Raw genomic sequence first — 21,729 nt, 5'->3', positions numbered from 1 at the left:
GATGAGCACACCCTCCAACTCCAAATTCCGCAACAGCAAGGAAGCCCCGACCGAGCCGTTCAAGCGCTCGGTGGCGTCCTGCCTGAAGGCGATCGCAAAGACGCCCGAGCTCGACGTGAGCTTCGCGGCCGAGCGCCCGGGCCTCGCGCCCGGCAAGGCGCGGCTGCCCGAGCCGGCGCGCAAGATGACGAAGCGCGACGCTGCGATCGTACGCGGCCACGCCGATTCGATCGCGCTCAAGATCGCCTGTCATGATGCAAAGCTGCATCGCAAGCTGATGCCCGGCAATCCGCAGGCGCGCGGCGTGTTCGAGGCGGTCGAGCAGGCCCGCGTCGAGGCGATCGGCGCGCGCCGCATGGCGGGCGTTGCCAAGAACCTCACCGCGATGCTCGACGACCACTTCCATCGCGGCAAGTTCGACGAGATCACCGACCGCGCCGATGCGCCGCTGGCCGATGCGCTGGCGATGCTGGTGCGCGAGCGCCTGACCGGCATGGCGCCGCCGACGGCCGCCAAGAAGATGGTCGATCTCTGGCGCCCGATTCTCGAAGACAAGATCGGCAAGCGACTCGACCGGCTGGATAACCTCGTCGAGGACCAGACCAGGTTCGGCGATGCCGTGCATGATCTCTTGACCGCACTCGAGCTCGGCGACGAGCGCAGCGCCGACAGCGAGGACAATGAGGACAACGACGAGAACCAGGACGGCGATAACGATCAGTCCGGCGCCGAGGGCTCGCCCGATTCCGATGCCGCGCAGGAGATGAGCGCCGACCAGGCGCAGGCCTCGAGCGAGGAGATGAGCGACAGCGCGATGGAAAGCGCGCAGGCCTCGACCTCCGACACGTTCGACGACGGCGAGCTCGGCGACGACGAGACGCCGGGCGAGGCGACGCGTCCGAACGCGCACGGCAAGAACGAGCCGCGCGGGCCGGAATATCACGCCTTCGCGCCGAAATTCGACGAAGTCATCGCCGCCGAAGACCTCTGCGACCATGACGAGCTGGAGCGCCTGCGCGCCTATCTCGACAAGCAGCTCGCGCATCTGCAGGGCATCGTCGCCCGCCTCGCCAACCGGCTGCAGCGCCGGCTGATGGCGCAGCAGAACCGCGCCTGGGAGTTCGACCTCGAAGAGGGCATTCTGGACCCCGCCCGCCTGTCGCGCGTAGTGACCGATCCCTATCACCCGCTGTCCTTCATGCACGAGAAGGAGGCGACGTTCCGCGACACCGTGGTGACGCTGCTGCTCGACAATTCCGGCTCGATGCGCGGCCGCCCCATTACAGTGGCCGCGACCTGCGCCGACATCCTTGCGCGCACGCTGGAGCGTTGCGGCGTCAAGGTCGAGATTCTCGGCTTCACCACGCGCGCCTGGAAGGGCGGGCAATCGCGCGAGGCGTGGCTTGCCGCCGGCAAGCCGGCCAATCCCGGTCGCCTCAACGATCTCCGCCACATCATCTACAAGTCCGCCGATGCCCCCTGGCGCCGTGCGCGGAAAAACCTTGGCCTGATGATGCGCGAGGGGCTGCTGAAGGAGAATATCGACGGCGAGGCGCTCGACTGGGCGCACAAGCGCCTGCTCGGCCGGCCCGAGCAGCGCAAGATCCTGATGATGATCTCGGACGGTGCGCCGGTCGACGATTCCACGCTGTCGGTCAATCCCGGCAACTATCTCGAGCGGCACCTGCGCCACATCATCGAGGAGATCGAGACCCGCTCGCCGGTCGAGCTGATCGCGATCGGCATCGGCCATGACGTGACGCGCTACTACCGCCGCGCGGTGACGATCGTGGACGCCGAAGAGCTCGGCGGCGCCATCACCGAAAAGCTCGCCGAACTCTTCAGCGAGACCAACGCCGCGCCCACGCAACCGGCCAATCGCCCGCGGCGCAAACTGCATTCGTGAGCACGCATCAGTCCCGCCGCTTCTTTCTTGGCCACGCGGCGGCGGGATTTTCCACTCTCTTAACGCCTCGGCTCGCCCACGCGCAGGCGCAGCCCGCGCCAAAACCGGCGCAGCCCGAGCACGCCGTCACCGAGCCTGTCTCGATCGAAGTCAATGCGCGGCCGATTCCCAATTTCGAGCCGCGCGACCGTTCGCGCACGCGCTTCGGCCGGCTGGTCTATCGCAGCGGACTTGTATTGACCTCGCCGCATCGCGGCTTTGGCGGCCTGTCCGGTTTCCGTTTCCTCGATGACAAGGGCGAGCGTTTTCTCGCGCTGTCGGATCAAGGCACCTGGTTTACAGGCAGCATCCGCTACACCAGTGGCAAGATGACCGGGCTCGACGACGTCGAGGCCGCACCGATGCTGAACGCCGAGGGGCGGCCGATCACGGAGAAACGGCTCTGGTACGACACCGAGTCGCTCGCGCGCGACGGTTCGCTCGTCTATGTCGGGCTCGAGCGCGTCAACCAGATTATGCGCTTCGACTTCGCCAAGGGCGGTACGCGCGCCCGTGGCGAGGTGGTGCCGACGCCGCCTGGCGTGCGCAAGCTGCCCTACAATAAAGGCCTCGAGGCGCTGGTGTTCGTGCCGAAAGGCAAAGACACGAGCATGCCGCTCGCGGGCACGCTGATCGCCATGTCGGAAGGCGGCTTCGATGCCGACGGCAATCTGATCGGCTTTCTGATCGGCGGTCCCTCGCCCGGCCAATTCAGCATCAAGCGCACCGACAAGCAGTTCATCAGCGACGCCGTGCTGCTGCCGTCGGGCGAGCTGCTGATCCTCGAGCGCAAATTCTCCTGGTTCACCGGCATCAACATCCGCATCCGCTCGATCCCGTTGAATACCATCGCGCCCGGCGCATTGGTCGATGGCCCCGTGCTGTTCGAGGCCGATCTCGGCCACGAGGTCGACAACATGGAAGGCATCGATGCCCACGTCACGGCAGAGGGCGAGACCGTGCTGACCATGGTGTCGGACGATAATTTCTCGCTGCTCCAGCGCACCCTGCTGTTGCAGTTCACGCTGGTGGAGTAGGTTGAACGTCGGCTCCCCCTCCGCCGACACACAACCATGCCCCACCGCCGCGCCGTCCTCGCCCTTCTCCTCAGCTTCGCCGTGTCGCCAGCCCTGGCCACGGCCGAGCATCAGTATGGCAAGAACGAATACGCGATCATCCAGGGCGGCCGCGCGCCGAATGGCAAGCTGTCGGTCGCCGCGCACGGCGGTGGCGAGTCCGGCAGCGACGGTTTTCGCATGTACCTGATGGCGGAGCCGGGCCATCGCAAACTGATGACGCTCGACAATGTCAACGACGACAACATTCTGGACACCGCGCCGGATGCCTTCCACGCGGCATGGTCGAGCGACTCGCGCTTTGTCGCGGTCTCCTTCCGCAGCGAGCGCCACATCGTCACGCTGAACATCTACGCCATCGACGGCAATCGCGCGAAGCTCGTCGACGCGCCGGATCTGTTCCGCGACGCGACCAGCCGCACCGTCGATCGCGCCAATGACGGCGACATGCGCACCTCCGTGCCGGCGCTGACCTGGCTGTCGCCGCGCCGCTTCCACCTCACCGAGTATCGTGTGTTCGTGGAAGACGACACTGCGCTCGCCGATAAACTCGGGCCCCTCGGCAAGGCGTCGAAGCGCGACGGCGGCGGCAATACGATCCAGTTTTCGGCCGAGGCCGATGGCGAGCTCCTGCCCGACGGCAAGATCCGTATGGGCAAGCCGCAGCCGGGGAAGTTCGAGGCGCTGGATTAGCTCTCCGCTGTCGTCCCGGCCTAGTGCGCAATTGCGCACGGGGGGCCGGGACCCATACCGCGTGATCTATCGATTGCGGATGGTGTTAATCCCGAACAACCAATCTTCGCCAAACCTCTCCCTGTGGTTATGGGTCCCGGCCTTCGCCGGGACGACGGTTGTGGATGTGGCCCCACCTCGCGCCCACCCCGTCACAAGACGCCCGCAATGCATGGCCCCGCGAGCCGCCATGCTCCGCGCGCAACTGGCAATTTGCGATCCGCCACCTAAACTTCATGCAATCGCTTCCATCCCTCCATCCCCGGATACCCCCGTATGAGCGCCCTGTTTTCCCCGATCAAGCTGCGCGGCCTGACGTTGAAGAACCGTGTCGTGGTGTCGCCGATGTGCCAATATTCGGCCGAAGACGGCGTTCCCACCGACTGGCATTTCACCCACATCAACAATCTCGCGCTGTCGGGCGCGTCGATGTTCTGCATCGAGGCCACCCATGTCGAGGCGATCGGCCGCATCACGCCGGGCTGCCTCGGGCTCTACAGCGACGCCTCCGAGGCCGCGCTGAAGCAGATACTCGCTTCCGTCCGCAAACATTCGACGACCGCGGTCGCGATGCAGCTCGCCCATGCGGGCCGCAAGGCTAGCAGCGCGCGGCCCTGGGACGGCGGCCAGCTCATCCCGCTCAGCGAGGGCGGCTGGCAGACGGTGGCGCCCTCGGCGCTGCCGCACAAGGAGGGCGAAGCAGCACCCGTGGCGCTCGATGCCGCGGGGCTGAAGCGCATCCGCGAGGCCTTTGTCGACAGCGCGAAGCGCGCGGAGCGCATCGGCATCGACGCGATCGAGCTGCACGGCGCGCACGGCTATCTCATACATCAGTTCCTGTCGCCGATCTCGAACAAGCGCACCGACGAATATGGCGGTTCGCTCGAGAACCGCATGCGCTTCCCGCTCGAGATCTACGACGCGGTGCGCGCCGTGTTCCCGCACGACAAGCCGGTCGGCATGCGGGTGTCGTCGACCGATTGGGTCGAGGGCGGCTGGGATCTGGCGCAGACCATCGAGTTTGCCAAAGCGCTGAAGGCGCGCGGCGTCGACTGGATCGATGCCTCCTCCGGCGGCGTTTCACCGCAGCAGAAGATCACGCTCGGCCCCGGCTATCAGGTGCAGTTTGCGGAAGCCATCAAGCGCGAGACCGGATTGCCGACCATCGCGGTGGGGCTGATCACGGCAGCCAAGCACGCCGAGGAGATCGTCACATCCGGCAAGGCCGACATGGTCGCGCTCGCCCGCGGCATGCTCTACGACCCCCGCTGGGGCTGGCACGCCGCAGCGGAAGTCGGCGGCGAAGTCGAAGCCCCACCGCAATACTGGCGCTCGCAGCCGTCGACGCAGAAGGCGCTGTTCGGCAGGACCACGTTCGGGGCGCGGTGACTTCACCTCTCCCCGCTTGCGGGGAGAGGTCGAATTCGATTGCAGATCGAATTCGGGTGAGGGGGTACAGGTGCGGCTTACAGTCTCACGTGCGGAGAGAGGCCCCTCACCCCAACCCTCTCCCCGTAAGAACGGGGAGAGGGAGTGAACCAGACCTCACGCATCCGTAACTCTCCTCACCTTCCACCCGCGGCAAAACAGGCCTAACCTGCGGCGCAGTCAAAGCCGCGCGAGGCCCGCCATGCGATTTGGTGTCCGCAAGACTGCCCATGTGCTGGAACGGATTGGGCTTGCGATGGCTGGCGCTGCGTGCGGGCTGTTCGTCGGCGCCTATGTCGGATCGGCGATCACTTCGCTCACCACGCAGGGCTTTCTGCTGCTGATGATGCTGCTCGGTGCCGTCGGCTTCTATCTCGGCATCGACACGCCGCAGCTGCCGTTCGACGAGGCGCACAGCCACATCGACGCCGCGGAATTCCTGAGCTCCGCCGGCACCCTCTGCGCCACGCTCGCAGCCCTGGCGTCAGTCGCCGTCATCGTGCTGCGGCTGGAGGCAGACGGCGCGCCGAGCTGGCTGGTGCTGCTGGGCTGGATCGCAGGTGTCGCGATGCAGATCGTGGCGGGCGCGAAAGCGCGGATGCGGAAGGTGTGAGGGGCGATAGCGGCGCCTCAACCTCCGCCGTCGTCCTGGCCTAGTGCGCAATTGCGCACGGGGGGCCGGGACCCATACCGCGTGATCTATCGATTGTGGACGGCAAGCATACCGAACTCCGAGTCTTTGCCAAACCACGCCCTGTGGTTATGGGTCCCGGCCTTCGCCGGGACGACAAGGGAGATCAAAACACCACGCCCACGCGCGTGCCGCGCTTCCAGGCGATCCTGCAGCGCTTCTTGGTGTTGACGTGCAGCAGCTCGAAGCGATCCGGGATCTTCACCTGTCCGCCGAGATCGATGCAGGCGCCGCCCGGCGAATAGTCCACCAGCGTACAGACGATGATCGGCGCGCGCGGGTCGGTGATGATCTTGGCCTGGCGGGACACCAGGCCGGAGGGCTTCACACGGGCATGTCGACGCGGATGCATTGGCACTCTCCTCCAATACCGCGGACAACGCGGTGGGCTTGGGGAGGAATGATGGCGGAGGAGTTGATGCGATGAAGCTAAGGCGGGGCGGAGAATTTTAATGAAAAGTAGCGGCGATTGGGGAAAGTTACGGTAGCGGGGTGGGGCCGGGCCGGTGCGTCAAGTTCCATTGTCGTCCCGGCGAAGGCCGGGACCCATACCGCGTGATCTTTCGATTGCTGAAGATAGAAGTACCAACGACGAGTCTTCGCCAAACCGCTCCCTGTGGTTATGGGTCCCGGCCTTCGCCGGGACGACACCATTGGTGTAGCGCCAGCTTACACTCTCTCACCCCGTCACGATCTCCCCCGCCTCCGCCTCAACACCGGGGCCCGGCCCCACCGGCATCGGCACCGTCACAAATTCCTTCGGCATATTCACCGGCCGATAATCCGGCTCCACCGCTATCCGCTTCAGCACGCTCTCATGCACATGCGCGCCCTCGGGGATCAGCCGCGGTTCGCAATCGGGGATGTAGAAGCCGAGAAACACCTTCCGCTCCGGCCATTCCTTGTACTTCGCGCTCTTCGGCAGGTATTCCAGCACGCGCCAGGCCGGACTCATCGAATTGTGCAGCACGCCCGCCTTGCCGGTGAAAGCCGGCGCGACATATTGGAACGGCGAGTTCTTGCGAGGGACTCCCCAGGCGAGCTGGTTCACGGTGCGCGGGTTGAAGTTCAGCCCCGCCTTTGCCGCCTCGCCGATCATCCAGATCAGCGGATATTTCGATTCCGCGCTCTCGACTTCGGGATAGCCGCCGCCGACGTCGCAATGCACGCCGGCGAACCACACCTGCAGGATGTCCTGCGGCTCCTTCTTCTCGTCGGGCACGTAGCGGTTGCTCCAGTACTCCTGCGGCTCCTCGTACTCTTTCAGGCGGAACATGCAGCGCCGCTCGTCGATCGCGATCGCCTGGCGGAAAATCTGTACGCTCGGATTGCGCAGCGTGAAGGCCAGCTCCTCCAGGCTCGGCCAATACAGCCGGTCGGCGCGCGGCACGATCACGCTCGCCACCGTGTCCCAGACGCCGATGAAATGGATGGTCGGCCAGCGCGACGAGGTGATGCGCGCGAATTGCGCGGCGAGATCGAACTTGTCCTTTGCGATCGGCCCGTCTTCGTCGAAGCTCTCTGTGAGGTCCTCGATGTCGTTGCCGTGCCCGGTCCCGGAATATTGCTTGTAGGCGACGAGGCCGGAGCCTGCGAGGTTCGCCTGCTCGGGCGAGATCAGGCCGACCTTGTGGATCAGCCCCGCCAGCACCCGCACGGTATAGGCGCCGCGCGAGAAGCCGAACAGATAGATGCGGTCGCCCGGCGCGTAGTGCGCGACCAGGAAGCAATAGGCTGACAGCACATTGTCATCGAGCCCGTAGCCGGTGGCGAGCCCCAGCACCAGCTTGATGTTGGCCTTCCATTTGTTCCACGTCGACGGCTCCGTCACCGTGCCGACGCCGGGATCGTAAAACACCATCTGCCGCGGCTGCGTCTTGTCGGTCTTGCGCAGGCAGCGATAGAGCTTCAGGACGTTGGAGATGTTTTCCGAGATCTCGTTACCGGTGCCGTCACAGCAGATGACGAGGTTCTTCGGCTCTGGTTTGGGTGAGTGCTCCACGATATGCCCCTCCAGGTGATGCTACCGGGGCGAGCATAGCAAAAAAGCGCGACGGCGAGGAGACGAGCGGGCGGCGACAGCGATGCGCTCCCTCGCCCCGCTCTTCGCGGGGAGAGGGTGGGGTGAGGGGCGTTTCCGCAATCACGGTGAAAGACGGACTCGCGGAGAGTCCCCCTCACCCGGAATTTGCTACGCAAATTCCGACCTCTCCCCGCAAGCGGGGCGAGGTGAAGAAGCACCGGCTCCGCGGAAAGATTGTCGAACCTACTTCTTCTTCCCCGGCCCGAAATCCGGCTGCCACGCCGCGTCCTTGCGGCTCGGCGCCGCGGCGATGGTCTTGGCCTTGTCTTTCTTCGGCTTCTTGGCTTCGCGATTGCTGCGCTGCTGTCCCTTGGCCATGATTTTCGTCTCCTCTGGAGTTTCGAATTCGCTCAGTTCGACCGATGGCAACACGCATCCCACGCTGGCGTGCAGGCGCATCCAAGACGTACGCCTGCGTCGGGCCAAAAGCGAGGTCTAAAACGCCGCGCACGCCGCGGGAAGGATAGCGCTGGCTATTGCGACGCATTGAGCGCATGGTCAGAACCAGGCTGGCGTCGGTTGGGGCCGCACTCGCGAGGAAGGCAGGCGTGCATGACCATCCGTACGCGGCGGGAGACCGTCACGTTCAGGCATCCGTTCCGCATCCACGGCATCGATCGGCTGCTGCCCGCGGGCAGCTATCCCGTGGTCGCTGACGAGGAGACGATCGAGGCCGAAACCTTTTCGGCCTGGCGCCGCGTCGGTACGTCGATCATCGTGCCCGTGGAAGGCGTCGCCGGCTCCGTGGAGATGCTGTCGATCCGCGCGCTCGACCTTGCCGATGCGGTAGCGTCCGACGCGAGCGTCGCCAATGACTGATACCCCCGTCGAACTCGACAAGCATCGTGGCCTCGCCGCCCAGAAGGCAACCGACCTGCGCCGTGCGCTGGCCGAGGTCGAGAGCAATGTCCGGCAGCTGCGCGAGCGCGAGGCGGATCTCGAGAACCGCCTGATGACGGTGCCCGCCGCCTCCTGGGCCGAGGCCGCAGTGAAGGCGCGCTACCTCCTCAACCTCTACGCCGCCAGCCTCCCCACCGAAGACACCCGCCACCGCGCGCTGGTGGCCGCGTTGTTCGACGACTTTGCGAGACTTGGCGGGGATAACTGAAGCAGCCGCGGGCCGCCTGCGGCAGCGATGGTGCGCGCATTGAAAACAGGTGTCGTCCCGGCGAAGGCCGGGACCCATAACCACCGCAGCAAGTTATTGCAGATACCCCGGGCCACAGCGTGTTTCGACAGCGCTGACCGGGGTAATGGGTCCCGGCCCCTCGTGCGCAATCGCGCACTAGGCCGGGACGACGTGCGGAGTTTGCCGGACGTTGAAATCAAACGGTCATCACAAGAACAACGTCGTCACAGGAGCACCCCATGACCCTCACCAGCGGCCGTTTCATCGGCCACGAACAGGACCGCGGCATCGTCCAGTTCTCGATGCAGGACGGCGCCAAGGAAATCCCCTGCGCCATCTCGACCTCCGCCATGGACGATCTCGAACGCGGCCCGCACACCCGCCCTAACGAGCGCGAAGCCCAGTTCACCCGCCTCCGCGACCGCATCGAAGCGCGAGCCGCAAGCAAGTACCGCGCGACGGAGTTCGAGGGCACGCCGCCGGGGATTGTGCTGCGGAGCATTGATTTTCGGGGGTAGGGGGAGGGGGCCCATAACTCTGCAGGTCGGTCCTGCATGTGATGCTGCCAGGGCGAGCACTGCATGAAGTAGCGCGCCGCATGAAGAGAAGCAGTGTTTAACCGGGAGATCCGGAGGATGATTTGTCCTCAAGAGTCTGAATAGTAAATGATCCGAGCGGGTACCACTCGGGCACCATGCTTTGTACCAACCCGTCCGGGAGAAGCCGGTGATGAGCAATGCCCGGAAAAAATTCGGGAGGCAGAGGCAATTTTGCTCGAGGATTATGCCAAATGCTTAGTCCTTCGCGCCAAGTCTCGTGATACTCGGGATCATTTACTCTTCGGATGAAACGTAGGGGCTCGCTTGCGTTTGGATCATGAGAAATCGCAGTGCCCACGCGAGTGAGGCGAAGGCGGTCTGATCCAAATCCCGCCAAGACACCCATCCTATTGAACTTGGAGATGGTGCCGCTATTCGAGAATATGACTGCGGAAATGTTTTCTGTGTCCGGTAGATCAAAAAAGCCGGAAGGTATCTCCTTGCTTCCCCAGCGATGTGAAACGATCTTTCGAGGGCGGATGATCAATCTGCCTTTGGCGTCACGCTGCCAATCATGAGCATATCCATAAATGTATTTCTCAAATGCTGAGCGTGTCCAAGTCATCGATTGGGGCGCCGAGAAGTCCTGAACAGCAAAGACAAGGGGCAGCCCCGTCATATGAGATTGCTGCCAATACCGTTTGGCAAGTTTCGAAGTCAACGCGCTGCCAAATTTGATCGGCATGTAGTTGGTCAGGAAGGCTTGGATCTCATCCGGCGTATCGGTCGGAGGCGAAGCAACGACATTGCCCTTGGCATCTCGTGTCGGATTCACTGTCGTGGCTTCGACGCCGAAGTTTACAAATGGATTGACGCAAATGAAGTCAGGAGCCTTGTGAACTCGGTCTAGGCCGTACCCCATCTCTCGAAAGGCTGCAAACAGGTAGAGTTCCCAGATGCGGGCGTCGAATCCGCTAGTCTGAAATTGCTCGATAAAGTTGCCGTCCACGTCGTCGTACCAACGCATCATCGGTTCAACAATGCCGCGCGCTGCCGAAAAAACTTCTTCATTGCGCAAGCTTACAAAACTCTTGTTTAGACGCTCGTCGGATACAACAGATGTGAAAAAGTCGATCGGAGAACCAGTTTCATCACCTTGATGAAACTGCGCATCTGATTGCGCGGCGGCGCTTTCCATGCGACGCCGAAGGTTCACTTCGGCGTGTCGGCGTCGCGAATCAAATCCGGTCACATCTACGCATCGAAATCGAAGTCTCTGATCTCGGCCAAAAATCAGGCCGCCATAATCGCTGTCTGTACGATCCCTGATAAGCAAGCCGAGCACCCGTTCGTTCGAATGCTCATACCACCCAATTTCTTCCGCAAAGAAGAGTGACTGCGGTTCACGAGCGTAGCCAGCGATCGCGTCGAATCGGAGCGGAGATATCGGCTTCATCCATATGACTCCTGCTACCTAACGGAGTTCTACGCCGGGGTTGACCAACAACCAATATTTGACCTCGATCTCGCCAGCGACACGTCCGCAAACTGCTGCACAAATATAACGGAGGCCTCGGATGCGCTCTCTGTCGTTCTTGGGTTTGAAGGCCCTGTGGTCTTCGTGGTTTATTTGCAAGAGTTCATCGACTAGCCGACGATCAAGGAAAAACGTATGAGCTACTTGATTTCGCACCTTGTTCAATCGTTCAATGGTTGGAAGAAGGAGAGGATCGTTTGCTCCAAAGCCTAATAAATAAGCGAACTCGAGTTTCTGACTGAAGCTAAAGCGGATATCGGCTGACTGGATTGCTATTGCGACGAAAGAGCGAATGTATTGAACCAGCGCATACTCGATAATCAGATGTGATTTTAGGATCGCGTATTCGAGATTTTGAGTCCGAGGGAACTGTTGCCTGACAATTTCGCTTAGACCGTTTGATATTTTTCGAATCTCGGCCTCGCGTTCTTCATCAGACAATTGATGCCGAGGCGAGCTAATTTCAAACGAGCCTTCCTTGTGAAATGCGTGTGCGGTTTCCAAGGTTGGGCGGTTTCTCTTGATTTGATGTCGATGCATGTCCACCTCTAGGCGGTCTAGAAAAATTGAGGCTTACCTCGTCCTCACTATCTTCGATCTACTGCAAACAGCGACGTTCCTCTTTTTCGATCCTTGCGGCCGCCGTGTTTTTCACTGTGACAGTCTTCGCAAAGCGACGAGAGATTTTTCTGGCTTGTTTGTGCCGCCTTCGAAATGTTGATCCATCGATAAGCAAGCCATCGGTGGCGGATTTTCTAGAGCAGACGTAGCAGGTGTTCGCGGGATTCACCCTCCCTAAGGAAATTGTCCCGCGCTGCGCAACTAGTTTTGGTATGAGGCCGCACAATTTGAAGTGGTGGCACCGCAAAACAAAAACGGCCGGATCTTTCGATCCGGCCGCAACGCAAACTCTACTTGGCTAAGCCTACGCCACGCGACGCAACTTAGCCCCCGCCCGATTCCAAAATTCTCTTAGCTGGCCTTCTTGACCGGCGCGTCGCCGACCTTCTTCTGGATGGCGCGCTTCAGCTCGAGGGCGCGCGGCGACAGGACGTCGGCCTTGGCCTTGAGCAGGAAGGCATCGAGGCCGCCATTGTGGTCGACGCTCTTCACCGCGTTGGTGGAGACGCGCAGGCGCACGTTGCGCTCCAGGGCTTCGCTGATGAAGGTCACGTTGACCAGGTTCGGCAGGAAGCGGCGCTTGGTCTTGATGTTGGAGTGGCTGACCTTGTGGCCGACGAGGGGGCCCTTGGCCGTCAGTTCGCAGCGGCGAGACATCTCACTAATCCTTGTTCGAGCCCCCAACGAGTTGCGGCCGCCATTCGGGGCGCCACGGGGGCAAATTCTCTGTCCTTGCAGGGAGCGGGCGGACGTATAGGGGGGAAGGGGCGGGACGTCAAGGCGATGGGCCGTTTTTGGCCCGTCGCCCCGGGTCGGGCGCGAGCCCGAACCCGGGATCTCAGGCCGCAAATTCAGCCATCATCGCCCGGCGATCCAGTATTCCACCGGCGGCGTGGCTGGGCCAGAGGGGCCGCGGCGTGCTGGATGCCCCGGTCGAGCCGGGGCATGACAAAGGAGCAAGCGGAGAGGCGGCCGGCGCCGTCACCGCTTAATCACCAAAACGGCAATGTTTAAAACGCCTTACCATCACATAAAGGGCGCATTCCACGCCGAAGAGTTCGGTGAGTTCCCGGCTTATGCTGCCGGGATGCATTGCTTGCGGCCGGATTCGGCTTAAGTAACACCCACTCGCTTCCCGATTGGATCGTTTCGTGCACACGTCCTCCCTCATTCCGCCCCGGCTGCGGTCGGCCGGCAGGCTGGCTTTGGCCGCTGTTGGCGGGCTGGTGCTGGCGTGGGCGGCGGAGCCTGCGGCGGCCCAAGGCAAGCTCGAGGCGCAGTATGAGGCGACGCTATCAGGCATTCCGGTCGGCCGCGGCGCCTGGAACATCGATATCCAGGAGGACGTGTTTTCCGCGGCGGCCTCCGGCGGCACCACGGGCATTTTGAAGTCGTTTGCCGGCGGGTCCGGCACCGGCGCCTCGCAGGGGCGCGTCGTCAACGGCGCGCTGGTCGCATCGGCCTACCAGGCCTCCACCACCACCTCGAAGAAGACCGAAGAGATCCACATCACGCTCGACAAGGGCAATGTGAAGGAGTTCGGCATCATTCCGGAGCCGCCGGTCGATGCCGACCGCATCGTGGTGACTGAAGCCCATCGCCGCGGCGTGTTCGATCCGATGACGGCCTCGCTGGTGCGCGTATCAGGCACCGGCGATCCCTTGTCGCCGGAGGCCTGCCACGGCAGCGCGCCCGTGTTCGACGGCCGCATGCGCTACGAGCTGAAGCTCGATTTCAAGCGCATGGAGACCGTGAAGGCGGAGAAGGGCTATCACGGCCCGGTCGTGGTCTGCGCGCTCTATTTCGTGCCCGTCGCCGGCTACATCCCCGACCGCCCCGTGATCAAATACCTCGCCGCCCAGCGCAACATCGAGATCGCGTTTGCCCCGGTCGCGGGCACGCGGATTTTGGTTCCGTTCTGGCTGAAGGTCCCGACGCCGCTCGGGCCGGCCATGCTGGAAGCGACCAGCTTCATCACCACCGCCCAGCCGCCAAGGGTGGCGAAGACGCAGTAAGCGCCGCTGCTACGGCCCCCTTAGTCATATCAATGACTTACCTACTGTGCATGGGGTTGTTTCGCGAAATGAGGTGAGCGGCCGTCATTTAGGGAATCCATTTGACTCCTCCTCGATTCTGATTCGACTCGGCGCCATCCCCAACTTAACGAAATCCGTCACCCAATCGTCGCTTGTGCGCCGTCACAAAACTCCATCTAGTGCGATGGAAACAAGAGTCCCGCGACATGTTGCGTGAACGTAACAGGACTCACCGGGGAGTCAGCGATTCGGCCGCGATTCGTTCTAGAGTCGTTCCGAAGCTTAAAGCGGACAGGAAAAGCGTCGCAAAGTGAGACAGTTGCGCGGGATTTGCACGGCTCTCTCGTCTCCCTCGCCCCGTTCTTACGGGGAGAGGGTTGGGGTGAGGGGCTGCTTCCACGGATGCGGTGACAGATGGACTCGCGGAGGGTCCCCCTCACCCGGCGCTTTGCCAGCGCCGAAGCGAAGCTTCGGCGACTTCGAGGGCGGCCGCCGTAGGCGGCCGATGCCTCTCCCCGCAAGCGGGGCGAGGTGACTTCCAAGCGCTTCTCACCCCGCCGCCCCAAACAGCACTGACATTCGCCCCAATCGCCACTACCTAATCATTCAGATATGGCCTTTCCTCCCTCCCCTTTCGCCTCCGAGCGCGCGCTGTCCGATCGAGCGCCTGGCGCCGGCGTCACTGCGGTGCTCGGACCGACCAACACCGGCAAGACCCATCTCGCCATCGAACGGATGCTCGCGCATTCCTCGGGCATGATCGGCCTGCCGCTGCGGCTGCTCGCGCGCGAGGTCTACAACAAGATCGTCGGCCGCGTCGGCCCCGAGGCCGTCGCGCTCATCACCGGCGAGGAGAAGATCAAGCCGAAGAACCCGCGCTATTGGGTGTCGACGGTCGAGGCAATGCCGCGCGACCTCGACGTCTCCTTCCTCGCCGTCGACGAGATCCAGATCGCTTCTGATCTCGAACGCGGCCACGTCTTCACCGACCGCATCCTCAACCGCCGCGGCCGCGACGAGACGCTGCTCTTGGGCGCCGCGACGATGCGCCCCATCATCGAGCGGCTGTTGCCCGGCGTCTCCATGATCACCCGGCCGCGGCTGTCGCAGCTCGAATTCGCCGGCGACCGCAAGATCACGCGCCAGCCGCGCCGGACCGCGATCGTCGCGTTCTCGGCCGACGAGGTCTACGCCATCGCCGAGCTGATCAAGCGCCAGCACGGCGGCGCCGCCGTCGTGCTGGGATCGCTGTCGCCGCGCACGCGCAATGCGCAGGTCGAGATGTTCCAGAACGGCGACGTCGACTATCTCGTCGCCACCGACGCCGTCGGCATGGGCCTCAATCTCGACGTCGACCACGTCGCCTTCGCCTCCGACCGCAAGTTCGACGGCTACCAGTTCCGCCGCCTGACGCCGGCCGAGTTCGCGCAGATCGCCGGCCGCGCCGGCCGCGCCACGCGCAACGGCACCTTCGGCACCACCGGCCGCTGCGGCCCGTTCGAGCCTGAGCTGGTGAACGCGCTCCAGAACCACATCTTCGACCCCGTGAAGATGCTGCAATGGCGCAACTCGAGGCTGGATTTCTCCTCCCTCGGCGCGCTCCAGGTGTCGCTGAACCTCGGTCCCGGCCATGAGGCGCTGACGCGGGCGCCAATCGCCGAGGACATGCGCGTGCTCGACCATGCCGCCCGCGACGTCGAGGTGCGCGATGTCGCGCATGGCAAGGCCGCCGTGGAACGCCTCTGGGAGGCCTGTCAGGTCCCGGACTACCGAAAACTGTCGCCGGCGGCCCATGCCGAGCTCGTCACCACGCTGTACGGCTTCCTGATGCAGAAGGGCTGCATCCCCGATTCCTGGTTCGCGGCCCAGGTCGACCAGGCCGATCGCATCGACGGCGATATCGACACGCTGTCGGCCCGGATCGCGCAGATCCGCACCTGGACCTTCGTCGCCAACCGCCCGGACTGGCTGAAAGACCCCGAACGCTGGCAGGGGATCGCCCGTGAGGTCGAAAATAAATTATCGGATGCGCTCCATGAACGCTTGACTGAGCGTTTCGTTGATCGCCGGACCAGTGTATTGATGCGCCGCCTGCGGGAGAACACGAGCTTGAATACGGAAATCGGCAAGACCGGCGAAGTCATCGTCGAAGGCCATGTCATCGGCCGCCTCGACGGCTTCACCTTTGCACCGGATGCGGCGGAAGCCGGCTCCGATGCGAAAGCCTTGCAGGCTGCCGCGCAAGCGGTGCTCGCCGGCGAGATCACCACGCGCGCCGAACGGCTCGGCAACGCGCCGGACGATCAGTTCGTGCTGACCTCGGACGGCACCATCCGCTGGACCGGCGATGCGGTGGCGCGGCTGACCGCCGCAGAGGAGGCGCTGCACCCGCGCATCCGCATCATCTCGGATGAGCGTTTGACGGGTGCGCCCCGTGAGAAGGTGCAGGCGCGGCTCGACCTCTGGCTCAAGACGCATATCGAAAAGCTGCTTGGGCCGATGTTCGAGCTGTCGAAGGCCGAGGACGTCACCGGCATTGCCCGCGGCATCGCCTACCAGCTCGTCGAGGCGCTCGGCGTGCTGGAACGGCCGAAGATCGCCAACGAGCTGAAGGATCTCGACCAGCCCTCGCGCGCGACCTTGCGCAAATACGGCGTCCGCTTCGGCGCCTATCACATCTATTTCCCCGGCATTCTGAAGCCCGCCGCGCGTGCGCTGGCTGCGCTGCTGTGGGCGCTGAAGCAGGACAATGTTGATCTCTCGGCACTGTCGGGTGCGCAGCATCTGGCATCGTCGGGCCGCACCTCGTTCCCGGTCGACGAGCAGCTGCCGCGCGATGCCTATCGCGTGCTCGGCTACAAGCAGGCCGGCGAGCGCGCTGTCCGCGTCGATATCCTGGAGCGCCTGGCCGACCTGATCCGCCCGGCGCTGGCCTGGCGCGACAACGCGCCCGGCGAAAAGCCCGCCGGCGCGTTCGACGGCCGCGGTTTCGTGGTGACGCAGGCGATGACCTCGCTCACCGGCTCCGCCGGCGAGGATTTTGCGTCCGTGCTGCGCGCGCTCGGCTATCGCATGGAGAAGCGTGCGCCGCTGCCGCCGAAGCCGGTCGCGCCCGCTGCCGAGACGCCGGCCGCTGAAGCGTCCGCCGAGACGCCTGCGGCCGAGGAGGCGGCTACGCCCGCGGATACCGCGATCGAAGCCGTCACCGTCGAAGACGCACCCGGCATGGAACTGCACGACGAGCCCTCTCACGAAGAGCCGGCGCTCGAGGCCTCGCCTGAAGCGCCCGTCACGCCCGAAGACGCTCCCGGCATCGCGCCGCCGGCTGAAGAGGCTGCTGCTCCCGACGAGGCTGCTGCTGCTGCTGCCGCTGAAGAGGCTTCTGCTGAAGCCGCTCCCGCCGAGACCGCTGCAACCGAAGCTGCCGCATCGCCCGATGCTGCTGCGCCCGATACTGTTGCGTCCGAGGCTGCGGCCGCGCCCGCCGAGCCTGAGCTCGTCGAAGTCTGGCGTCCCGGTGGCCGTCACGACGATCGCAAGCCGCGCCACGAGCGCCATCGTCATCAACGTCACAACAACCAGCGTCCGCAGGCCGGCGCTGAAGCTGGCGCCGCAGCGCCGGCAGAAGGCGAAGCGGCGCAAGCCGCCGACGGCGAGAAGCGCGGCGAGCGTCATCGTCACGGCGGTCATCGTCGTGATGGGGCTAAGGACTTCCGCAAGCCGCGCGAAGGTGGCGCCGAGGGCGCGCCGCGTCAGGAAGGGCGCGACGACAGGAACCGTCGCTTCGAGGGCAAGGACCGCGACAACAAGGATCGCAACCGCGACAACAAGAAGTTCGGCGGCGATCGTGACAAGGGCCGCGACAATCGCGGCCGGGACCGCGACAAGGGTCGCGACCGCCAGGGTGGTCCGTCGCTGCGTCCCTACGCGTCGAGCGCGAACCCGCGCGAGCGCGATCGCCCGGTCGATCCGAACTCGCCCTTCGCAAAGCTCGCCGCGCTGAAGGAGCAGCTGTCCGGTCGCAAGGAGTAACATAGCGTTTTCGAGCGAAGTGCGGAGCGGTTGGCGTGAAGAAAACGCGTCAGAAGGAATAGAGCCACGACCGAGCGGCAGCGCCTCGACAAATGGCTGTGGCACGCGCGGGTGGTGAAGGCGCGCACCTCCGCGGCGGAGCTCGTCGAGTCCGGTCACGTCCGCATCAACGGCACGCGCGAGAAATCGCCGGGCCACGCGATCAAGATCGGCGACGTCATCACCGTCGCGCTCGATCGCACCGTCCGCGTGTTGAAGGTGACCGGCTTCAACGAGCGCCGCGGCGATTCAGCCTCGGCGCGCGTGCTCTACGAGGAGCTCGGTGAACGCAAAGAGTAATTAATTGCGCTCTGAGTTCATTTCTTGGTCGATCAACCGCATAAAGCCGTCATGATCGGCCGTTCCTGATCTTGCAGCGCCGGGCCATCCGCGCTACGCAAGCCGCGACTTTTAAAAGAGCTTTTCGGAGCGTTGGATGACTTACGTCGTCACTGAAGCGTGCATCAAGTGCAAGTACACCGACTGCGTCGAGGTCTGCCCGGTCGATTGTTTCTACGAGGGCGAGAACATGCTCGTCATCCATCCTGACGAGTGCATCGATTGCGGCGTGTGCGAGCCGGAATGCCCCGCCGACGCCATCAAGCCGGACACGGAACCGGGCCTCGAAAAGTGGCTCCAGGTCAACGCTGACTACGCCAAGAGCTGGCCGAACATCACCCAGAAGAAAGAATCACCCGAAGACGCGAAGGAATTCGACGGGATGGAAGGGAAGTTCGAGAAATATTTTTCTCCGACCCCCGGCTCCGGGGACTAAATTCCGGCGCAAACTTAACCCTAATACCTTCGTCAGCGTCGAAAACCAGCCCTGAAGACCCCTAAATCATTGATTTTTGCGGGAAATGTGCTATATTGGGCACATTAAGCTGAACCCCCGTCAGCCCAGTTGGCCCCGTTGGGTTCCCGTGAAACCAAATGTCGAACAGGGGCGTGGCAGTTTCCGCGCGCAGGCTGTGTCACAGAAAACGCGTAAAAAGAGTACTTCAGCGAGGGCTTCCCATAAGGAGGCCAAAAAAGTCGCCGCGGCCAGCCGTAGCGCATCCAAGGGTCGGGCCGCTGCCAAGGCGCCGCCGGCTGCAAAGTCCTCGAAGAACAAAAGAAGCGCAATGCCTAACAAGACTGCCAAACCGGCCGTGAAAGCGACCGTTGCCAAGCCTGCTGCTGCCAAGGCTCCCGCAGCCAAGGCTCCCGCTGCCAAGCCTGTTGCTCCGAAGGCCCCTGTTGCTGCCGCCCCTGCCAAGGCTCCCGTTGCTGCTGCCAAGCCGGCCGTGAAGGCCGCTGCACCTGCGCCGAAGGTCGAGGAAAAGAAGGTCGTGACCCAGCGTCAGGGCTTCAAGGCCAATGAATTCGTCGTCTATCCCGCTCACGGCGTCGGCCAGATCCTGGCCATCGAGGAGCAGGAGATCGCCGGCGCGAAGCTCGAGCTGTTCGTCATCAACTTCATCAAGGACAAGATGACGCTGCGCGTGCCGACCGCCAAGGTCGCCAACGTCGGCATGCGCAAGCTGTCCGAGCCCGCGCTCGTGAAGAAGGCGCTTGAGACCCTCAAGGGCCGCGCCCGCGTCAAGCGCACCATGTGGTCGCGCCGCGCCCAGGAATACGAAGCGAAGATCAACTCGGGCGATATCGTCGCGATCGCGGAAGTCGTGCGCGACCTCTATCGCTCGGAGTCGCAGCCGGAGCAGTCCTACAGCGAACGTCAGCTCTATGAAGCGGCGCTCGATCGTCTGTCCCGCGAGATCGCCGTGGTGCAGCACTCGACCGAGACCGAAGCGGTCAAGGAGATCGAAGCCCAACTCGCCAAGAGCCCGCGCCGTAACGCCAAGGCGGAAGCCGCCGAGGGCGAAGGCGAGGCGGATGCCGAGGGTGATACCGACGACACCGATGGCGACGACACCACCGTTGCCGACGAGGCCGCGTAAGCGTCTCGCGTCTATCTATCGCAAGCAATCAAAAGCCCGGCCGTTGGCCGGGCTTTTTGTTGTGGGTGGATCAAGCTTTGCGACGGTGTGACCCATGCGTTCGCACGGCTTGCCCCAAGTTATTTCCTGACCAGCGGAATCTGCAAATTGGTCGGGCGGTTCTGCTCGGTATCGAAGCCGCGGCCATCGATATTGCGGGCGCCCCAGAACAGGAGATCGCCCCTGAGATAGACCAAGTCGTATTCCATGAAGTTCGTCCCTTCCTTGAGACCGAACGGGACGAAGCTTTTGCCAAAGATGCTTTGGGGCGCGTTGACGGCCCAAGGCGCGTACCCGGCGGCCGCAACCTTGTTGAGTACATCGGCAAATCCCTGCGCCAGCGGCGTGACCTCGTAGGCCTCGTCCGCGACGAAGTCGACCTTCTGCGCGCCCGGCGCGATCGGGTGCGCACCCTGCCACTGCATGTGCCCGCCGATCCTGATCCGCGCGAGCGGCACGGCCCCATAGGGATCGGCCGAGTTGACGATATCGAGCTCGAAACGGTCGGAGGGGAGATATTTGAAGGCCCGCTTGAGATAGAACGGCTTGAGCGTGCCATCGGCGTTCTTCGCCGCGCTCGGGCGCACCTCCGGTGCGATGCTTTCCCAGTCGCCGAGCAACGCCTGCTTCAGTCCTGTCACATCCAGTTCCATGCTGTTCGCCTTCGCTTGCGTGTTGGAGGATTGCGCAGCCGCTTCGCCAGATCCCGCCAGCGCGAGGATCAGCAGCGATGTTTGAATGCTCTTGAGCATGTGAAGCTCGCTCCCGTGCGCCCCTGCTTGCCAGGCAGACCTCTTCACGCCCGCTATAGAGGCAGCTGGTCGCCCGGAAAAAGACTTTGTAAGCTGGCCCCATGCTTGCGAGATATGGGAGATCGTGATGGAGCTTCGTCATCTCCGCTATTTCGTGGCCGTTGCCGATGCAGGCAGTTTGACTGTCGCGGCCGAGCAGAAGCTGCACACGTCGCAGCCGTCGCTCAGCCGGCAAATCCGGGACCTCGAACGGGAGGTCGGCGTTCCCTTGATGAACCGCAGCGCCCAAGGCATCGCGCTGACGGCAGCCGGCAGGGCCTTTATCGAGCACGCCAGGATGGCGCTGCTTCAGGCGGAGGCTGCCAAGGAAGCGGCGCTTCGTGCCGCGCAGCCCCCGCAGCCCGCTTTCTCGTTGGGCTTTCTGTCGGGCGCCGAAATCGACCTGCTGCCCGAGGTGGATCGCGTTCTGCGCGACGCATTTCCCGGCATCGACATCCGCCTGTCGAGCGATTACTCGCCCTCGCTTGCCAAGGCCCTGATGCGGCGGAAGCTCGATGCTGCCTTTATCCGGCCGGAAGAGCACATGGAAGATCTGGTCTACCGGCGCGTGCGCACCGATCCGCTGGTCTTCGTCTTTCCGAGCGACCATCGGCTGGCATCGCAAGCCACGGTGGCGCCCGAGGAGATCAGGGACGAGACCTTCTACCTACCGTCCAAATCCGCTCCCGCGGTTCGCCGTATCGTTCTGGATTATTTCAGCCGGGCCGGAATCGACCTCAAGCCCGACCGCGAAGTGCACAACGTCGTCCACGCGATCTCCATGATCGCGTCCATGCGCGGCGTCATGATGCTGCCGGCCTACACGAAGCGATATCTGCCGGAGACGATCACCACCCGGCCGGTGCGGGGAGAAGCACCCAAGCTCGATCTCGTCGTCGCCTATCACAAGGCGAACAAATCCCCGATCCTGAAGTTGCTTCTCTCCGAGGTCGGCAAGCTCGCGACGGTGTCGTCCTAGATCCGCTCCGATGGAATCGGAACGGGGCCCTAGATTCTTGTTTTGACGCGTTTTCTTTACGCGAACCGGTACCCACTTCGCTCGAAAACGCT

General features: G+C 63.5%; 21 protein-coding genes. 14 read left to right on the top strand and 7 right to left on the bottom strand.

Annotation, left to right across the window (positions count from 1 at the left end):
* The first annotated feature begins 1 nt into the window (after position 1).
* From cobT to ACLFLU_RS40610, 5 genes are all read left to right on the top strand, one after another.
* Positions 2 to 1,906, top strand: coding sequence for a cobaltochelatase subunit CobT (gene cobT, locus ACLFLU_RS40630; protein ID WP_426410229.1), 1,905 nt, complete (start codon positions 2 to 4; stop codon positions 1,904 to 1,906).
* A complete protein-coding gene (locus ACLFLU_RS40625) occupies positions 1,903 to 2,982 on the top strand; it encodes an esterase-like activity of phytase family protein (protein WP_426410228.1) in 1,080 nt (359 codons plus the stop codon). The genes cobT and ACLFLU_RS40625 overlap by 4 nt, the downstream gene beginning before the upstream one ends.
* 36 nt (positions 2,983 to 3,018) lie before the next feature.
* Positions 3,019 to 3,714 carry a hypothetical protein gene (locus ACLFLU_RS40620; RefSeq protein WP_426410227.1) on the top strand — a complete coding sequence of 232 codons (696 nt, stop codon included), beginning with the start codon at positions 3,019 to 3,021 and terminating at the stop codon, positions 3,712 to 3,714.
* A gap of 315 nt (positions 3,715 to 4,029) precedes the next feature.
* The gene (locus ACLFLU_RS40615; protein ID WP_426410226.1) at positions 4,030 to 5,142 is read left to right on the top strand and encodes an NADH:flavin oxidoreductase/NADH oxidase; all 1,113 of its coding nucleotides are present in this window, start codon (positions 4,030 to 4,032) and stop codon (positions 5,140 to 5,142) included.
* 241 nt (positions 5,143 to 5,383) lie between these two features.
* Positions 5,384 to 5,794 carry a hypothetical protein gene (locus tag ACLFLU_RS40610; protein ID WP_426410225.1) on the top strand — a complete coding sequence of 137 codons (411 nt, stop codon included), beginning with the start codon at positions 5,384 to 5,386 and terminating at the stop codon, positions 5,792 to 5,794.
* 184 nt (positions 5,795 to 5,978) lie between these two features.
* Here the strand turns inward: ACLFLU_RS40610 and ACLFLU_RS40605 are convergent, their stop codons facing one another.
* From ACLFLU_RS40605 to ACLFLU_RS40595, 3 genes are all read right to left on the bottom strand, one after another.
* Positions 5,979 to 6,224, bottom strand: coding sequence for a PilZ domain-containing protein (locus tag ACLFLU_RS40605; protein WP_187437594.1), 246 nt, complete (start codon positions 6,222 to 6,224; stop codon positions 5,979 to 5,981).
* A gap of 327 nt (positions 6,225 to 6,551) precedes the next feature.
* Positions 6,552 to 7,874 carry a DUF2235 domain-containing protein gene (locus tag ACLFLU_RS40600; RefSeq protein WP_426410224.1) on the bottom strand — a complete coding sequence of 441 codons (1,323 nt, stop codon included), beginning with the start codon at positions 7,872 to 7,874 and terminating at the stop codon, positions 6,552 to 6,554.
* Positions 7,875 to 8,138: 264 nt separating this feature from the next.
* Complete coding sequence (locus ACLFLU_RS40595) at positions 8,139 to 8,354, bottom strand: hypothetical protein (protein WP_426410223.1); 216 nt, start codon at positions 8,352 to 8,354, stop codon at positions 8,139 to 8,141.
* A 153-nt stretch (positions 8,355 to 8,507) separates the two neighbouring features.
* Here ACLFLU_RS40595 and ACLFLU_RS40590 point away from each other — a divergent pair, with 153 nt between their 5' ends.
* From ACLFLU_RS40590 to ACLFLU_RS40580, 3 genes are all read left to right on the top strand, one after another.
* Entirely contained in the window at positions 8,508 to 8,774 is a 267-nt protein-coding gene (locus ACLFLU_RS40590) for a hypothetical protein (protein ID WP_426410222.1), read from the top strand.
* A complete protein-coding gene (locus ACLFLU_RS40585; protein ID WP_426410221.1) occupies positions 8,767 to 9,063 on the top strand; it encodes a hypothetical protein in 297 nt (98 codons plus the stop codon). Before ACLFLU_RS40590 ends, ACLFLU_RS40585 begins: the two co-directional genes overlap by 8 nt.
* Positions 9,064 to 9,323: 260 nt before the next feature.
* Positions 9,324 to 9,602: a DUF1488 domain-containing protein gene (locus ACLFLU_RS40580; protein WP_426410220.1), complete on the top strand. Its 279-nt coding sequence runs from the start codon at positions 9,324 to 9,326 to the stop codon at positions 9,600 to 9,602.
* 97 nt (positions 9,603 to 9,699) lie between these two features.
* On the opposite strand, the gene ACLFLU_RS40575 is transcribed toward ACLFLU_RS40580, so the two are convergent.
* From ACLFLU_RS40575 to rpmB, 3 genes are all read right to left on the bottom strand, one after another.
* The gene (locus ACLFLU_RS40575; protein ID WP_426410219.1) at positions 9,700 to 11,079 is read right to left on the bottom strand and encodes a hypothetical protein; all 1,380 of its coding nucleotides are present in this window, start codon (positions 11,077 to 11,079) and stop codon (positions 9,700 to 9,702) included.
* An 18-nt stretch (positions 11,080 to 11,097) separates the two neighbouring features.
* Entirely contained in the window at positions 11,098 to 11,700 is a 603-nt protein-coding gene (locus tag ACLFLU_RS40570) for a hypothetical protein (protein ID WP_426410218.1), read from the bottom strand.
* A 432-nt stretch (positions 11,701 to 12,132) separates the two neighbouring features.
* Positions 12,133 to 12,438 (bottom strand): 50S ribosomal protein L28, encoded by a 306-nt coding sequence (rpmB, locus tag ACLFLU_RS40565; RefSeq protein ID WP_148751926.1) that lies wholly within the window; start codon positions 12,436 to 12,438, stop codon positions 12,133 to 12,135.
* 548 nt (positions 12,439 to 12,986) lie between these two features.
* Between rpmB and ACLFLU_RS40560 the strand changes: the two genes are divergently transcribed.
* The 5 genes from ACLFLU_RS40560 (at position 12,987) to ACLFLU_RS40540 (ending at position 19,828) form a co-directional block, all read left to right on the top strand.
* On the top strand, positions 12,987 to 13,796 hold the full coding sequence (locus ACLFLU_RS40560; RefSeq protein WP_426414176.1) for a DUF3108 domain-containing protein: 810 nt from the start codon (positions 12,987 to 12,989) through the stop codon (positions 13,794 to 13,796).
* A gap of 633 nt (positions 13,797 to 14,429) precedes the next feature.
* A complete protein-coding gene (locus tag ACLFLU_RS40555; protein WP_426410217.1) occupies positions 14,430 to 17,849 on the top strand; it encodes a helicase-related protein in 3,420 nt (1,139 codons plus the stop codon).
* 111 nt (positions 17,850 to 17,960) lie between these two features.
* Positions 17,961 to 18,188 carry a S4 domain-containing protein gene (locus ACLFLU_RS40550; RefSeq protein WP_426410216.1) on the top strand — a complete coding sequence of 76 codons (228 nt, stop codon included), beginning with the start codon at positions 17,961 to 17,963 and terminating at the stop codon, positions 18,186 to 18,188.
* Between the two features lie 136 nt (positions 18,189 to 18,324).
* Entirely contained in the window at positions 18,325 to 18,663 is a 339-nt protein-coding gene (fdxA, locus tag ACLFLU_RS40545) for a ferredoxin FdxA (protein ID WP_426410215.1), read from the top strand.
* Positions 18,664 to 19,012: 349 nt separating this feature from the next.
* Positions 19,013 to 19,828, top strand: a complete 816-nt coding sequence (locus tag ACLFLU_RS40540; protein ID WP_426410214.1) for a CarD family transcriptional regulator — start codon at positions 19,013 to 19,015, stop codon at positions 19,826 to 19,828.
* A gap of 119 nt (positions 19,829 to 19,947) precedes the next feature.
* On the opposite strand, the gene ACLFLU_RS40535 is transcribed toward ACLFLU_RS40540, so the two are convergent.
* A complete protein-coding gene (locus tag ACLFLU_RS40535) occupies positions 19,948 to 20,619 on the bottom strand; it encodes a hypothetical protein (protein ID WP_426410213.1) in 672 nt (223 codons plus the stop codon).
* Between the two features lie 127 nt (positions 20,620 to 20,746).
* Here ACLFLU_RS40535 and ACLFLU_RS40530 point away from each other — a divergent pair, with 127 nt between their 5' ends.
* Positions 20,747 to 21,637: a LysR substrate-binding domain-containing protein gene (locus ACLFLU_RS40530; protein ID WP_426410212.1), complete on the top strand. Its 891-nt coding sequence runs from the start codon at positions 20,747 to 20,749 to the stop codon at positions 21,635 to 21,637.
* Positions 21,638 to 21,729 lie beyond the last annotated feature (92 nt).

Origin of the sequence: Bradyrhizobium ganzhouense, from assembly GCF_049949285.1 — a bacterium.
GTDB classification, from domain to species: Bacteria; Pseudomonadota; Alphaproteobacteria; order Rhizobiales; family Xanthobacteraceae; genus Bradyrhizobium; species Bradyrhizobium ganzhouense.
This window is presented reverse-complemented; position numbering and strand designations above follow the sequence as displayed.